The following is a 15,979-nucleotide window of genomic DNA, read 5'->3' on the forward strand; positions in this document are numbered from 1 at the left end:
GGCGGGATAGAAGTTATCCACGAGCGGTAAAAAGAAGGCCCAGTCGCTACGCGACTAGGCCTTCAAAAAGGTATTAAATGCTTCTTAACTTACAAGCATTAAGCCGAGGCTCCCTTTATTTTAAATCGATTTATAGGCTAATACCGATATTACTAACACCTTCATCACGCAACTCTGCACGTAAATCTTTAATCAGGTCAATATCACGCTCTTCCGCTTCACGCAGAGGACGGAAAATCGCCCATTGCACATCCCACTCACTGCAAACCGCTTCGTTCTCTTTTTGGTTTTCGTTGGTGATCTCTTCACCGGTTTGTGCTTCTTCAAGTTGAGCCACCGTCATCACCGACTGTTGACTCACTTTATGCATGTTTTCAAACAAGTAGTCTCTATCTAGTAAGCCATGCAGCAGGTGAGAAAGTGATACGCAGGCATCAATTGCAGGGTAAACACCGTAAAAGTCAAAATCTTCAGAAGTAGGAATGATCTCTTCGAGCTTTTCCAATTGACGTTCGAAGTTCACTTTTGCAGTTTTAACAGTCAGTTGCTCCCAGATGCTGTCCAAGACATCACGATAAACACGTGCCTGCGCAAACTCTGTGCTATCACAAAACATTGCATAGTTTGGGTACATACGTTCACACAGGCTCGCCATAAAGGTAATCTGTTTCCAAGGTTCTAACTTCTCAAGACGAAGCTGAAGAGGATTCTGTAGCATAGAGACTCATTGGTTGAGAATAAAATAGACAGCGAAAGTGTACTTGATAACCAGCAGGGAAAAAAGCAAGCCGATGAACAATTTCACACATAAGTTGTATCTACTGACGGAAGACAACGCTCATTATCAATCACTTCTGGAGCAACTGGTACTGCCCGACTTAGAAATAACTCAAACCACAACAGACGCCTCTATTCTGCTTGCTTCTCCTCCTATGGCCGCAAAGCACTTAGTTGACTTTCCTAACGTGGAGTGGATTCAATCTATCTATGCTGGTGTCGATGCACTTACTCCGCACCTTAGTGAATTTTCTGGCGACCTCACCAATGTGAAAGGTATCTTCGGCCAACAGATCTCTGAATATGTGCTGGGCTATACCATTGAGTACTTCCGACACTTCACGCACTACCACCAGCAGCAGTCACAAAAAGCTTGGTCACCAAAGCCTTATCAATCGCTGGCAGGGAAAAAGATGGTGATTCTTGGAACAGGTTCGATAGGGTCCTACCTAGCCAATACTGCTAAAGCGTTTTCCATCATTCCAATCGGGGTAAATCGTAGTGGTATTCCGCGTAAAGAATCACCGTTTGATTCGACCTACCATATTCAGGAACTAGCTACGGCCTTAGAACAAGCTGATATTGTGGTAAACACCTTACCCAATACGCCTGAGACTCAGCATATTCTTAACCAACAGAGCCTATCTCATTGCCAACAGGCGCTGCTGTTCAACGTTGGTCGCGGGAGTGCGATTGAGCAACAAGGCCTATTAGAGGCACTTAAATCTGACTCAATTAGCTACGCTTTTCTCGATGTATTTGAGCAAGAACCAATAGATCAATCACACCCTTTTTGGGAGCACGATAAAATCACGGTGACTCCACATATTGCTGCGCTTAGCTTTCCCGAGCAAGTTGTAGATATTTTTGCAGAGAATTATCAACGCTGGCGAGATGGGTTTAGTCTTCTCAATATTGTTGATTGTGATAAAGGTTACTAATGCTAGACACTCTTTTAAGTGAAGTGAGAGCGTGCAAGCTTTGTGAGCCAGATTTGCCTCTTGGCGCCAACCCTATCATTCAGGCTTCACAATCTGCCAAACTGTTGATTATCGGGCAAGCGCCTGGTACTCGTGTACATGAAACCTCGATTCCTTGGAACGATCCGAGCGGTAACAGACTGAGAGAATGGTTACAGCTTGATAAAGATACTTTCTACGACGCGAGTAAAGTGGCCATTATGCCGATGGGGTTATGCTATCCAGGCAAAGGTAAAAGCGGTGACCTTCCACCAAGAAAAGAGTGCGCACCGAAATGGCACCAAGCTGTATTAGAACAGTTACCGAACGTTGGCATGACTTTGCTGATTGGCCAATATGCTCAAAACTATTACCTGCACGACAAACCCAAAACGCTGACTGAAACGGTACAGCAATGGCAACGTTGGGCACCAACTTACTTACCACTGCCCCACCCTTCACCAAGAAATACCTTGTGGTTGAAGAAGAATCTATGGTTTGAGGAAAGTGTCGTGCCATTTATTCGCGACTACGTGCATCAACACCTACGCACTTAACACAACTAGCAGATACAAAAAACGGAGACCGAAGTCTCCGTGAATGTTTAATTTAGTCTGAGCCAAATAAATCGCGAGTATAAACTTTATCGGCTACGTCAGCGAGCTCTTCTGCCATTCGATTAGACACAATTACATCCGACTTCTGTTTAAAGGTATCTAAATCTCGCATAACCTCAGAATGGAAGAATTCATCTTCTTCTAGAGCCGGTTCAAACACAACAACCGTAATACCTTTCGCTTTCAGGCGTTTCATGATGCCTTGAATCGATGAAGCTCGAAAGTTATCAGACTCGGCTTTCATTATTAAACGGTAGACACCAACGACTTGAGGATCGCGCTTCAAAATCGACTCGGCCACAAAATCCTTACGTGTACGGTTAGCGTCGACGATAGCCCCAATAATGTTATTAGGAACATCCTGATAGTTAGCTAAAAGTTGCTTGGTGTCTTTTGGCAAACAATACCCTCCATAGCCAAATGAAGGATTATTGTAGTGACTACCGATACGAGGGTCTAAACCAACACCTTCGATAATTTGACGACTGTCTAAGCCATGAGCTTCAGCATACGAATCTAGCTCATTGAAATAAGCGACTCGCATTGCAAGATACGTATTAGAAAACAGCTTTACAGCCTCAGCTTCTGTTGAATTCGTTAGCAGGACCTCAATATTTTGCTTAACTGCACCTTCGACTAACAAGTTCGCAAACTCTTGAGCACGTTTACTTTGCTCACCCACAATAATACGTGATGGGTGTAAGTTGTCATAAAGAGCCTTACCTTCACGAAGAAATTCAGGTGAAAATATAAGGTTTTCACACCCTAGTTCTCTCTTAATTCGCTCAGTATATCCAACAGGAACTGTAGACTTAATCACCATCACTGCATCAGGGTTAATGCCCATCACATCTTTAATTACAGATTCGACTGACGAAGTATTGAAGTAGTTTGTTTCAGGGTCATAATCAGTTGGTGTAGCAATGACAACGAACTTTGCATCAGTATAAGCAAACTGTTTATCCGTTGTCGCAGCAAAATCCAGGGGCCTATTTACTAAAAAGTCTTCTATCTCCACATCAACTATTGGAGATACTTTTTTATTTAGAAGCTCAACCTTCTTCTCTACAACATCTAGTGCTACAACTTGATGATGTTGAGCTAACAACATAGCATTTGATAGCCCAACATATCCTGTACCTGCGACCGCTACTTTCACAACATACTCCATTACTCTAAAACAATAATACCAATGAACTTTGCCAAAGATATTCGATAACGCTTAATATTACCATTGCTGACATATTGTCGTCATGGACAATATCTACTCATGGTTAAACAAAAAACGGAGACCGAAGTCTCCGTTTTCATATCAGCTAAAGATAGCTCAGGGATGATTACATCATACCGCCCATGCCACCCATACCGCCCATGCCACTCATATCTGGCATTGCTGGAGCAGAATCTTGAGGCTTGTCAGTAACCATTGCTTCAGTCGTGATCATTAGACCAGCAACTGATGCAGCGAACTGTAGTGCAGAACGAGTAACCTTAGTTGGATCTAGGATACCCATTGCGATCATGTCACCGTACTCACCAGTCGCCGCGTTGTAACCGTAAGAACCTTCGCCACCTTTCACGTTGTTCGCAACAACTGACTCTTCGTCACCTGCGTTCTTCGTGATTTGACGGATTGGCGCTTCCATTGCACGTAGTGCTACACGGATACCCACGTTTTGCTCTTCGTTGTCGCCTTGAAGGTCAGTGATTTTAGAAGCAGCGCGGATAAGTGCAACACCACCACCTGCAACTACGCCTTCTTCAACAGCTGCGCGAGTCGCGTGTAGAGCATCTTCAACACGGTCTTTCTTCTCTTTCATCTCAACTTCAGTTGCAGCGCCAACTTTGATGACTGCAACACCGCCAGCCAGTTTAGCTACGCGCTCTTGAAGTTTCTCTTTGTCGTAGTCAGACGTTGCTTCTTCAATCTGTTGACGAATTTGAGTCACACGACCAGAGATCATTACCTCTTCACCCACACCATCAATGATAGTTGTGTTTTCTTTCGTGATAGCAACGCGCTTCGCTTGACCTAGATCTTCTAGAACCACTTTTTCAAGCTCTAGACCAACTTCTTCAGAGATCACTGTACCACCAGTTAGGATAGCAATGTCTTGAAGCATAGCTTTACGACGGTCACCGAAACCAGGCGCTTTAACAGCTGCTACTTTCACGATGCCGCGCATGTTGTTCACAACAAGTGTCGCTAGAGCTTCACCTTCTACATCTTCAGCAATGATAAGAAGAGGACGAGATGCTTTTGCTACTGCTTCTAGAGTTGGAAGAAGTTCACGGATGTTTGAAACTTTCTTGTCGATTAGAAGGATGAATGGGCTTTCTAGATCAACACTGCCAGCTTCTTGATTGTTGATGAAGTAAGGAGATAGGTAACCGCGGTCGAACTGCATACCTTCAACTACGTCTAGCTCATCTTGTAGAGCCTGACCTTCTTCAACAGTGATAACACCATCACGGCCAACTTTTTCCATCGCTTCAGCAATGATGTTACCGACACTTGAATCAGAGTTCGCCGAGATAGTACCAACCTGTGCGATAGCTTTAGTATCCGTACATGGAACAGAAAGCGCTTTTAGCTCTTCAACTGCAGCCACAACCGCTTTGTCGATGCCGCGCTTAAGATCCATTGGGTTCATGCCCGCAGCTACTGCTTTAAGGCCTTCATTAACGATAGCTTGAGCAAGAACTGTTGCAGTAGTCGTACCGTCACCCGCAGCGTCGTTAGCTTGAGACGCTACTTCTTTAACCATTTGAGCGCCCATATTTTGGAACTTGTCTTCAAGTTCGATTTCGCGCGCTACTGATACACCATCTTTAGTGATAGTTGGTGCACCAAAAGATTTATCTAGAACTACGTTACGGCCTTTAGGGCCCAGTGTTACTTTTACTGCGTCAGCCAGAACGTTTACACCTTCAAGCATTTTTACGCGTGCGTCATTACCAAATTTAACGTCTTTAGCAGCCATCTTTAGTTTCCTTTTCTAAATTCTTTGATTTTTTGATAGTCGAATCTGAGCAAGTAATTACTCAATGATTGCTATTACTCAACGATCGCCATGATGTCGTTTTCAGACATTACTAGCACTTCTTTACCGTCGATTTTTTCAGTCTTCGTGCCGTAACCTTCAGCGAAGATAACCGTGTCGCCAACTTTTACGTCCAACGGTAGTACTGTACCGTTTTCTAGAATGCGGCCTTTACCTACAGCTAGAACTACGCCGCGAGTCGATTTCTCTGCAGCAGAACCAGTTAGAACGATGCCACCTGCTGACTTAGATTCAACTTCTTGGCGCTCAACGATAACTCGGTCGTGTAATGGACGAATATTCATCGGGTCTCTCTCCTGAAAATTTCCATGTTTGATTTGATAAACGGCTTTCAAAGCCTAGTGGTAACTATATGAGGGGCGGATTGAGTAAACCCAAGGGGGGGGGAGAAAAGTTTTTTGGGAGTTGGGGCACAGAATGAGTGACGAGCAGCGAGTTACAAAGTAACTCAAGTCAAAGACTAACTACAATCCCTGAAGCTAGACACTCGCAGCTCGAAACGGCTTCCAAAAACAAAAATGCCCCACAAGTTATATAACTAGTGAGGCGTTTAGTCTTAGCTATATGGTGAGGTTAGTCTTCTTCGCGACGAAAAGCAAAACGAACTAATACAATCGCCACACCCAACATCCCGCCTAGTAAAGTACCTAGAGCAGCAATCAAAGCACGCTTAGGTTTATCACGAGTAATTGGCTGTTCAACATTTTCAAGAAAACGGAATGTCTGGAATTGGATTGAACGATCAATCTCTAAATTTTTTAACATATCGAGCTTTGCATCAATCTGTTGAAGACGAGGTTCCACAACACTTAGGTTCTTAATCGATTCCAAAGCAGTGACTTTTGCAGCCAAAGCTTTTGTGCCAAGATCAATTCCGAAGATCTCTTTATCACCGCTTGTCTGGATTGGCTGATTAACATTAGCTGCTTTTGCAATGTCTAGCGCAAACTTTGCTCTTTCCGCTTCAACCAATAGTCTGTTTTGAGCTTGAGTTTCCAAAATTCGTTTCTGCTGAATTAACTCATTACGCTTACCACTCACAATTGCTTGGAGGTTATTAAGTGCATCTTCGTGAGCATCACGTTTGATTACCTTGATGTATTCATTCAGAAGCGTGTAGCTGCTCTCTTTTGATGTAGATTGGAATGAAATATCGAAAGGGATATTACTTCCCTTTCCATCTCTCTTAGCAGTAATTTTTTGAAACCATTCAGCATATAAACGACGTGTTGCATCAGCATCAGCATCAGCATCAGCACTTAGTTGGGCCTTAAACTGTTTAAATTCTTCATTCGAATCCAAAAAATCACGCTTATTATCACTCGAGTTAAACGCATCAATAAAACGTTGAAATAACTCTTTCGTATTAACTAAACCATCGAGTTCTCTACTTACTAGGACAGTTCCATCTTCTTGATAGATATCAAACACAGGCTGAAACTGCTTTACCTGTTGTTGATAAGCAGACATATCTTGCAATTGAGGCTGAGTCACCTTAGCTTTCGATGACCACCACTCTTGGGAGTTTAAGGCGAACAACACCGCCCCCACAGCAAATAGGACAGTGGTAGCAACAATAATAAGCTTCCCATCCCAAAGAGCTTTAAACAATTCTCTAAGGTCGATTTCATCATTATTGTGGAAAGAGTTTGGTACTTGAGGTGAATATTGTTGATTTGCCAATGGTTGCTTTTGCTCGCTCACAGATAATCCCTTGTTGTCACAATGCGCTTTTTTCAGCTACATAGATTCTTTAGCTGAAATTCTATCACAGTGGAAATGTAGCGGACAGAGGGAAGAAGAGTTACATTATCATTCACCGCCAATCATCTAACGGGATAATTTTCGCTGAGTGCGCTACTTCAGGTTCATTTACATTCCCCTCTAACACACCCTGAAACTTATACATTTGAGAGACAAGCTCACGCATTAAAACAATATTCGCATGATTGGGATTTTTACACGTGCCTACCACACGATCGATGTGACTTTGCTGCGCCCACAACCTCCCTTGCATTTCTTCAGAAGCAGAGAGAATCATCTCCTCACACATATCATGTTTAAGCTGAGTGAATGCATCAGGGTTGTTCTGTGCTAGTTCCATTAACTCATCAAAAGACGGTAATGTTTGATTGATTAATGGTGTTCTCATGAGCGGCCTCTAACAATGACAAATTCATCAACTACTCAATTAAGAATAGGCCAGCTGAGCGAACAGTAGATTTCACGTTTAGGCAGTTCTCAATAATAAGACACATCTAACTACTCAAACTCCACTTATCTAGAAATCAGTTAACCAATGCGATACTTCATCGGCACAAGAGTTTTCGTACGGGTATAACGCTCAAACAAGCTTTTCAGAGCATTAGGGAGATCTTGATGCTCAATCGTCGTGAAGCCATGTTGAGAATAGAAGCTTTCGAGATGTTGATAAGCGAAACAATAGTCCCCTTCAGTTAATACATATTCTAGGCAGTAGGCCATCAGCTCATGCCCTAACCCATTTCCCCTAAAATCGGGCACCACAAGCATTCCCGTTAGCAATCGACATTGCTCAATCGTTCTAAATCGCACCACCGCAGCCAGCTGATTTTCTTGGTAACCCACAAACGTAAGCTCATCTTTTTTCGCCTTTCCTGATGGATAAAACGACTTGTACAACCTTGATACCAAAGGCAGCTTCATCGGGTCCAATTGTTCAATCTGCATTGCGCTCATTATCACCAATCCTAATTTAGGGTAGAATGAGCGCAGTTTAGATTACTCAATAAAACCAATGCAAATTACAGCCAATGCGGAGCTCCGCCCTTACCATACTTTTTCTATTTCTCAGCAATGTGCTTACCTTGTAGAAGTCACTTCTATCGATGAACTGAAACAGGCCTACTTACACGCTGACTGGTTGAAGCTACCCAAGCTTGTACTCGGCAAAGGCAGCAATATGCTGTTTACAGAAAAGTATCAAGGCGTGGTTATCGTGAATGCTTTGCTAGGCAAGGAAGTCACTGAGTCAGAGTCGCACTGGCATTTGCATATATCAGGTGGTGAAGATTGGCCATCTCTAGTTCAGTGGGCTGTTGAAAGCGGTTATCCAGGACTCGAGAACCTAGCATTGATACCTGGATGTGCGGGTAGTGCTCCAATCCAGAATATCGGAGCCTATGGCGTTGAGTTAAAAGATGTCTGCGAGTATGTCGATATTCTTTGCCTTGATACATTTACCACTAGACGATTAAACGCTGAAGAGTGCCAATTTGGTTACCGAGATTCTATCTTTAAACATGAGTTATACCAAAAGGCGATTATTGTCTCAGTAGGCTTAAAGCTCGCTAAAGATTGGCAACCAAACATCGAGTATGGCCCTTTAAAATCGTTGGCTTGTGAGGGCCTTGAAGCAAAGCAAATATTTGACCGAGTCTGTCAAGTCCGTATGGAGAAACTCCCTAACCCGGAAATTACCGGCAATGCAGGTAGCTTTTTCAAAAACCCTATTATTTCGTTAGCATACTTTGAGCAACTAAAAGCACAGTTTCCTGATATTGTGGCTTACCCTGCTGAGAACGGCATGAAAGTCGCCGCAGGCTGGTTGATTGATCAATGCCAATTGAAAGGCATGAGCGTTGGCGGTGCGCAAGTTCACCCGAAGCAAGCACTAGTATTGGTTAATCACGATAATGCTACAGCTGAGGATGTCTTGCAGCTCGCAGCAAAAGTGAGAGACACCATCTTTGCTCGTTACCAAATAGAGCTAGAACATGAAGTTCGCTTTATGGGCGCTCATAAAGAAACCTATTTGCAAGATATCTTGGAGAAACAGAAATGAAAGATCACTCTGTAAAGTTATCGATATTGAAGGCTTTATCCCAAGGTGGCTTTCACTCAGGAGAAGAACTTGGTGAACAGCTTGGGGTTTCTCGTGCGGCCGTGAGCAAACACATTAAAGGCATTCAGGAGTGGGGGGTCGATATCTTTCGCGTTCAAGGCAAGGGCTACCAGCTGGCTAAACCGATGCAGTTGCTTGATCAGGAAGTGTTGAACAAAGCTCTAACAACACCTGTTGAGCTTATTCCTATTATAGATTCGACCAATCAGTACTTACTTGACCGTGTCGATAATCTAGAATCTGGCTCAGTTTGTTTAGCAGAGTATCAAGCAAAAGGACGTGGCCGTCGAGGCCGAGAATGGGTCTCCCCTTTTGGCTCTAACCTTTACCTATCGATGTTTTGGCGTTTAGATGCAGGCATGGCAGCCGCTATGGGGTTAAGCTTAGTGGTTGGTGTCGCCATTGTTGAAGCGCTGGAAGAAATTGGTCTAGAAGGTGTAAAACTCAAATGGCCAAATGACCTTTATTATCAGGATAGAAAACTGGCTGGTATTTTGGTCGAGATGTCAGGCCAAGCTGGCGCTGCGGCAAACTTAGTAATTGGCATGGGCATGAACTTAATGATGTCTGAGAGTACTGAAGGTATCACTCAGCCATGGGCAAGCCTTTCTGAAATCGCTGAGAGCCAAGACATTGACCGCAACCAACTGGCTATATCTATGATTAAAACCCTGCATAACGCCTTAGCTGATTATGAGATGCAAGGCATGTCCGGCTTTGTTGAACGCTGGAATAGGCTAGATAATTTCTTAGACCGCCCGATTAAACTTATCATGGGCCCACGTGAAGTTACCGGTATCGCAAAAGGCATCAATGAGCAAGGCGCTGTATTACTAGAAACAGAACAGGGTATCGAGAACTATATAGGTGGTGAAATTAGTTTACGAGCTTCTGGCAGCGAGCTGTAGGTCACTCGCAACTTTTTCGTTCTTTTGCTAATATCCCTGTCCACTTTAAGTAAAGGTTACCCATCCAACATGATGACTCCTAGGAATTTATTCGAACAACTTCCTACTTTGGCGCAAGATCCAGCGCAGTTTGAAACCCTCTACACCGCTAGAGATTTTCGAACTCGTTTAATTGAAGCGATTCGTCAAGCAAGCAAACGAATCTATCTTGTTGCCCTTTACTTAGAAGATGATGAAGCCGGCCGAGAGATCCTAACTGAGCTTTATCATGCAAAGCAGCGTAACCCAGGACTCTATATCAATGTTTGTGTCGACTGGCACCGCGCTCAACGAGGCTTAATCGGTGCAGAACCTGGCGAAACCAATGCGACAATGTACAAATCCTTTGCTGATAACTACGAACATAAGATTCCAGTTTATGGCATCCCTGTTCGTGGTCGTGAAGTATTTGGCGTACTGCACCTCAAAGGCTTTATTGTTGATGATCAAGTTATCTATAGCGGCGCAAGCTTAAATAATATCTACCTAAACTATAAAGACCGCTACCGCTTTGACCGCTACCATATGCTTAACAACAAAGCACTGGCAGACAGTATGGTCGAGTTCATTCAGTCAGAAATGATAGCCCATCCTGCGGTAAACGACTTGGCGTGCCCAAGTAAGCCTGAAACTAAAGAGATCAAAGCGCAAATTCGTCAGCTACGCGCATCGTTAGCCAAGTCGAATTACAAATTTGAATCTCAAGAAGTTTCTGCCGATGAAGTAGCGGTAACCCCGATTGTTGGTGTCGGAAAGAAACGCAACAAGCTCAATCAAGGTATCAATCAATTACTTGCTCAAGCGAAAGATGAGATTTTCATTTGTACACCTTACTTTAACTTCCCACGCAGTGTGGCAAAAGAAGTGAAGAAGGCGATCAAACGTGGCGTCAAAGTAACGATTGTTGTCGGAGATAAGACAGCAAACGACTTCTATATTTCACCAGAAGAAGACTTCCGAACGATTGGCGGCCTGCCTTACCTATATGAACGCAACTTGCGCCAATTTGCTAAAGCGAACGAAGCTAATATTGCTAGCCGCAAGCTATCCATTCATCTTTGGAAGCATGAAGAAAACAGCTTCCACCTAAAGGGGATTTGGGTCGACAAGCGCTATATGCTGATTACAGGTAATAACCTTAACCCACGCGCTTGGAAGTTGGACTTAGAAAACGCTATCTTCATTCAAGACAACTACCATCATCTAACACCTCAGTTCGAGAAAGAGGTCGAGAATATTCTTCAACATACTGATCTAATCTGTACGTACAGGCAGTTAGAGAAATTTGAAGACTATCCAGATGCGGTGCAGAAGCTGATGCGTAAGATAACTCGTGTTAAAGCAGATCGAGTATTGAAGCAGATTTTGTAGATAAAAGAAAAGCCCCTTTAGGAGCTTTTCTTTTATCTAGTGGATGTCTCTAGCGTTGATTCTTCTTCATTTAACTTTTGCCAAACTAAATCACCAATACCATCAGTTGGATTGAAGTCCGTAGGGGCATTGAGCAATAACTCACGAATACGCTCATGCTCGAAATAATGACAAGCTTCATCCAACTCCTGAAGTAGTGACTTGTACTCCTCAAGCGGCAAATAACGCTCCTTAGCAGTCATAATCCTAGGGTGAGCTGTTTCGCCTACATTATCCCCAATAAGCAGCTCTTCAAATAACTTTTCTCCAGGTCTTAAGCCAGAAAATTGAATTTCAATATCACCATATGGATTCTCATCATTTTGAACTTCCAGGCCTGATAGCTTAATGAGGTTTTCAGCTAAGTCCGTAATTCGAACAGGCTCTCCCATATCAAGTACGAATACATCTCCGCCTTTACCCATAGCTCCTGCTTGAATAACTAATTGAGCAGCCTCTGGGATTGTCATGAAATAACGAATGATATCTTTATGCGTTACCGTCACTGGACCACCTGCGGCGATTTGCTTCTTAAACAATGGAATAACAGATCCTGATGAGCCTAAAACATTGCCAAACCGAACCATACAGAATCGAGTACCACTGCCCTTAGCATTTTCTTGTTCAGATAAAGCTTGGAGGCCAAGTTCGGCCATTCTCTTAGTCGTGCCCATTACATTCGTCGGGCGGACAGCTTTGTCAGTAGATATTAAAACAAATGATTCAACACCCGCCTCGATAGCGGCCTTAGCAGTGTAATAAGTACCAAACACATTGTTTCTGACACCTTCTACAACGTTGTACTCTACTAAAGGAACATGCTTGTACGCCGCTGCATGATAAACAGTATCGACATTAAAGCTTTTCATAGTTGTGGCTAGTCGATTGATTCGCTGAACTGATCCTAGAAGTGGAATAACTTCCACTTGAATATCCTCATCAACCGCAATGTTCGAGAGTTCACGATCTACCTGATATAAACCAAATTCTGAAAGTTCGAATAGAATAAGAGCCTTAGGTTTCTGGCGTATTATCTGCCGACAAAGTTCTGAGCCAATAGACCCCCCCGCCCCAGTAACCATAACCACTTTATTTTTGATATTAGACTCCATTAAAGACTGCTGAGGAGCAACAGGGTCACGCCCCAAAAGGTCCTCTATAGCCACGTCTTTTAACTCATCAATATTAGCTTTACCTTCGACTATATCCTGCATATCTGGCACGGTGAGAACCTCTGCGGACAAAGGTACTAACGAATCAAGTATTTCTTTTCGACGAGCCCTAGATGCACTTGGAACAGCCAAAAGAATCTGACTAACACCATGCTTTTCAAGTAACTTTGACGCGCCCTCAATATCGCAAACATTTAACCCTAGAATCATAGTGTTCTCCAAGGTTTGGTCTTGGTCAATAAAACCAACAACTTTATGAGTTTCAGAGTTTCTCATAGCTAGCGCAAGCTGACGTCCAGCAGCCCCCGCACCGTAGATCAATACACGTTTGCTTCCCTTACTATTAGCCTGCGCGACTAATACCCTAACAATGAGACGTGATCCGCCACATAATAGACATAAAAACGCACCATAAATTATAGGCACAGAACGAGGAACTGGAGCATCAAAGTAAAAAGCTAACACAGCCACTGACAACGCAGATATTGCAGTACCTAGACTAACTACAGCTAAAGCATGGAACGTAAGGTATCGAAGAACTGCACGGTATAAGCCAAGTTTTGTGAATGCTGTAAGAGTAATTACTAATGTTCCTAAAATAATATACTGCACGGCTAAGCTATCAATGGCAACAACAGTTCCTATGCGCGCCCAATATGCAATATAAAAAGAGCCAATAATGAATACCGAATCGACTAATACACTGATTAGCCTTTTATACAACCTTGACAAGTTCCATATATAATTAAGTCTAGCCATTCTGCTCTCTGAATGAAAATTTAACGCCAGCAGTATACTGGTGTTGAAAAAGATTTGTAGTAATTGTTAGATTTGTGCTTCTAATAAAACACTTCTAATTACTTTGCTCATCAGCTCCACTTCTAACTGAGTCAATGTAGGGTGAACCAGAAACATAATACTGGTTTCCCCTAGAGCAACAGCATTCCTCAACGGCTCTCTAGGTCGAAGTCCTGTATTATCAAATGCCTTTTCATTGTATACCTCTGAGCAGCTACCTTGAAAAGCGGGCACTCCTTTATCCACGATAGCCTCTATTATTTTATCTCGAGTCCACCCTGATTTAAGAAACTTCTCCTGAATGAATATATAATGTTTGTATTCAGCATGTTGGATGTATTCAGGTATTTCCACACTACGAACAATTGGAAGTTCTGATACTGCAGCCTCAATAGCTGAAGCATTTTTCTGGCGTTTTGCTGTCCACTCCGCCATTCTGCGGATTTGAATACGGCCTATCACCGCTTGCATTTCTGTCATGCGCCAGTTGGTACCAAAACTCTCATGAAGCCAACGGAAACCTGGAGGGTGTTCTCGGTTGTAGATAGCATCGAAACTCTTACCATGATCTTTGTATGACCACATAAAAGACCAAAGATCTTTGTCATTCGTCGTGACCATCCCTCCTTCACCACCAGTCGTCATGATCTTATCTTGACAGAAAGACCAAGCTCCAATATGACCAATAGTACCTACACTACGACCTTTGTATTTTGCACCGTGAGCTTGAGCGCAATCTTCTATAACTTTGAAACCATGTTTATCAGATAGATCCATAATTGCATCCATCTCAGCGGGCATTCCAGCAAGGTGTACAACGATGACAGCTTTAGTTTCCTCAGTTAACACTGCTTTAATTGTTTCGGCAGTTATATTTTGGCTATTAAGGTCAACATCTGCAAAAACTGGTTTAGCTCCCGCTGTGACGATAGAGGATGCTGATGCTAAAAAAGTCCTTGAGGTAGTAATTACTTCATCGCCTTGATCAACTCCCAAAGCTTTTAAAGCAACGTCTAATGCCAGAGTTCCATTTCCCAAAGCTACGGCATAGTCGCAATCAACCCAGGCCGCAAACTCTTTTTCAAACTGACGCCCTTCTTGACCTGTCCAATAGTTAACTTCATTTGAAAGTAACACTTTACTGACAGCATCCGCTTCCTCTTGGGTGAATGAAGGCCATGGAGAAAAAGAGGTATTAAGCATGTTCACTCTCCAGATACTTCTGTTCAGCTTCTAGTATCGCCTCTTTATCCCTTTTTTTAAGTTCCTTCAACTTACCATTAATAACTGCGTAAACAGTCCAATCTTTCAGGTTTTTACGAATGATAGCACCAGCACCTACGGAGCATCCTTCACCTATAGTCACACCGGGAAATATAACACTATTTGTACCAATGATTGCGTGTCGACCTATTTCTACTCGACTTAAATTAACATTGGTAAATTCGGAATGAACTGTTGGGTTAGTTAAATATGGTCCGGAAAAATCATCACTAGCTGTAATCACACGACAGCCGGCACTCAATCCAGCAAAGTCTCCTATAGTACACTCTCCCCCGCCGACAATAGATGTAAAAGAAGCAATATGGACATTACGACCAATTTCAGTCCTTTTTCCTGAATTAATAAAACAAAAATCATCAATTTGGCTTTTTTCACCCAGGATTAATTTTTCTGACCCTATTATTTTCGCCAAGCTATATATTGTACCTTTAATCATTCTTATTACCTTTAAACGCCTCTGTTGTCACATGCCCGTCAGCTGTTATACCCTCTTTTATAAAAACTTTTTTAACAGTTAAAAGGAGTATCTTAATGTCAAGCAGGAGAGTCTGATTGTCAACATACCAGACATCGAACTCGAACTTTTGCTCCCAGCTAATGGCATTCCGGCCATTGATTTGCGCCCAGCCAGTAACCCCAGGTCGGACTTCATGACGTCTTGATTGTTCTTTGTTATAGAGCGGTAAATAGTGCATTAGCAACGGACGTGGTCCTACTAAGCTCATATCTCCTTTTAACACATTCCATAGTTCTGGAAGTTCATCTAAGCTGCTGTTTCGTAGCTTATAGCCAAAAGGAGTAATACGCTCTGAATCAGGTAATGGATTTCCTCGCTTATCCACCACATCCTTCATAGTGCGAAACTTCACCATTTCGAAAGGTTTTCCGTTTAAGCCCGGACGCGTTTGGCGAAACAAAACTGGGGAACCAAGGTTCCTGCGAATCCTCCAAGCAATTAAAGTAATAATGGGAAACAACAGAACAAGCGCGACAAAGGACGCGAGAAAATCAAACAATCTTTTCATTTGGTGTAGTATCTTTTTACGTAAATTTAACTTGCATTGAAA

The 15,979-nt window shown here is 42.9% G+C and carries 16 protein-coding genes; 5 read left to right on the top strand and 11 right to left on the bottom strand.

Features of this window, described 5'->3' with window-relative positions; genetic code table 11:
* Nucleotides 1-130 precede the first annotated feature (130 nt).
* Nucleotides 131-718: a YjaG family protein gene (locus tag F0231_RS13675; protein WP_171760267.1), complete on the bottom strand. Its 588-nt coding sequence runs from the start codon at nt 716-718 to the stop codon at nt 131-133.
* Nucleotides 719-791: 73 nt separating this feature from the next.
* Here F0231_RS13675 and F0231_RS13680 point away from each other — a divergent pair, with 73 nt between their 5' ends.
* Entirely contained in the window at nt 792-1,718 is a 927-nt protein-coding gene (locus tag F0231_RS13680) for a D-2-hydroxyacid dehydrogenase (RefSeq protein WP_171760268.1), read from the top strand.
* Nucleotides 1,718-2,293 (top strand): uracil-DNA glycosylase family protein, encoded by a 576-nt coding sequence (locus F0231_RS13685; protein WP_171760269.1) that lies wholly within the window; start codon nt 1,718-1,720, stop codon nt 2,291-2,293. The genes F0231_RS13680 and F0231_RS13685 overlap by 1 nt, the downstream gene beginning before the upstream one ends.
* Before the next feature lie 52 nt (nt 2,294-2,345).
* Here F0231_RS13685 and F0231_RS13690 read toward each other — a convergent pair whose 3' ends face one another.
* From F0231_RS13690 to F0231_RS13715, 6 genes are all read right to left on the bottom strand, one after another.
* Entirely contained in the window at nt 2,346-3,512 is a 1,167-nt protein-coding gene (locus F0231_RS13690) for a nucleotide sugar dehydrogenase (protein WP_171760270.1), read from the bottom strand.
* A gap of 178 nt (nt 3,513-3,690) precedes the next feature.
* Nucleotides 3,691-5,337: a chaperonin GroEL gene (gene groL / locus F0231_RS13695; RefSeq protein ID WP_171760271.1), complete on the bottom strand. Its 1,647-nt coding sequence runs from the start codon at nt 5,335-5,337 to the stop codon at nt 3,691-3,693.
* 74 nt (nt 5,338-5,411) lie between these two features.
* Nucleotides 5,412-5,702: a co-chaperone GroES gene (locus F0231_RS13700; RefSeq protein ID WP_004410737.1), complete on the bottom strand. Its 291-nt coding sequence runs from the start codon at nt 5,700-5,702 to the stop codon at nt 5,412-5,414.
* Between the two features lie 289 nt (nt 5,703-5,991).
* Entirely contained in the window at nt 5,992-7,122 is a 1,131-nt protein-coding gene (locus F0231_RS13705; RefSeq protein WP_171760272.1) for a Wzz/FepE/Etk N-terminal domain-containing protein, read from the bottom strand.
* 112 nt (nt 7,123-7,234) lie between these two features.
* Nucleotides 7,235-7,570, bottom strand: a complete 336-nt coding sequence (locus tag F0231_RS13710) for a DUF3135 domain-containing protein (RefSeq protein WP_171760273.1) — start codon at nt 7,568-7,570, stop codon at nt 7,235-7,237.
* 140 nt (nt 7,571-7,710) lie between these two features.
* A complete protein-coding gene (locus F0231_RS13715; protein ID WP_253825798.1) occupies nt 7,711-8,136 on the bottom strand; it encodes a GNAT family N-acetyltransferase in 426 nt (141 codons plus the stop codon).
* Between the two features lie 58 nt (nt 8,137-8,194).
* Here F0231_RS13715 and murB point away from each other — a divergent pair, with 58 nt between their 5' ends.
* The 3 genes from murB to pssA all read left to right on the top strand — a co-directional run bounded on the left by murB (nt 8,195) and on the right by pssA (nt 11,619).
* A complete protein-coding gene (gene murB, locus F0231_RS13720) occupies nt 8,195-9,241 on the top strand; it encodes a UDP-N-acetylmuramate dehydrogenase (RefSeq protein ID WP_171760274.1) in 1,047 nt (348 codons plus the stop codon).
* A complete protein-coding gene (gene birA / locus F0231_RS13725; RefSeq protein ID WP_171760275.1) occupies nt 9,238-10,209 on the top strand; it encodes a bifunctional biotin--[acetyl-CoA-carboxylase] ligase/biotin operon repressor BirA in 972 nt (323 codons plus the stop codon). Before murB ends, birA begins: the two co-directional genes overlap by 4 nt.
* Nucleotides 10,210-10,278: 69 nt before the next feature.
* Nucleotides 10,279-11,619 (top strand): CDP-diacylglycerol--serine O-phosphatidyltransferase, encoded by a 1,341-nt coding sequence (gene pssA, locus F0231_RS13730; RefSeq protein ID WP_171760276.1) that lies wholly within the window; start codon nt 10,279-10,281, stop codon nt 11,617-11,619.
* A gap of 32 nt (nt 11,620-11,651) precedes the next feature.
* Here the strand turns inward: pssA and F0231_RS13735 are convergent, their stop codons facing one another.
* The 4 genes from F0231_RS13735 to F0231_RS13750 all read right to left on the bottom strand — a co-directional run bounded on the left by F0231_RS13735 (nt 11,652) and on the right by F0231_RS13750 (nt 15,937).
* Complete coding sequence (locus F0231_RS13735; protein WP_171760277.1) at nt 11,652-13,589, bottom strand: nucleoside-diphosphate sugar epimerase/dehydratase; 1,938 nt, start codon at nt 13,587-13,589, stop codon at nt 11,652-11,654.
* A gap of 66 nt (nt 13,590-13,655) precedes the next feature.
* Nucleotides 13,656-14,831, bottom strand: coding sequence for a DegT/DnrJ/EryC1/StrS aminotransferase family protein (locus tag F0231_RS13740; protein WP_171760278.1), 1,176 nt, complete (start codon nt 14,829-14,831; stop codon nt 13,656-13,658).
* Nucleotides 14,824-15,348 carry a DapH/DapD/GlmU-related protein gene (locus F0231_RS13745; protein ID WP_171760279.1) on the bottom strand — a complete coding sequence of 175 codons (525 nt, stop codon included), beginning with the start codon at nt 15,346-15,348 and terminating at the stop codon, nt 14,824-14,826. Before F0231_RS13745 ends, F0231_RS13740 begins: the two co-directional genes overlap by 8 nt.
* On the bottom strand, nt 15,341-15,937 hold the full coding sequence (locus F0231_RS13750) for a sugar transferase (protein WP_171760280.1): 597 nt from the start codon (nt 15,935-15,937) through the stop codon (nt 15,341-15,343). Before F0231_RS13750 ends, F0231_RS13745 begins: the two co-directional genes overlap by 8 nt.
* Nucleotides 15,938-15,979: the final 42 nt, after the last annotated feature.

This window comes from Vibrio sp. RE86, from assembly GCF_013114545.1.
GTDB lineage: Bacteria > Pseudomonadota > Gammaproteobacteria > Enterobacterales > Vibrionaceae > Vibrio.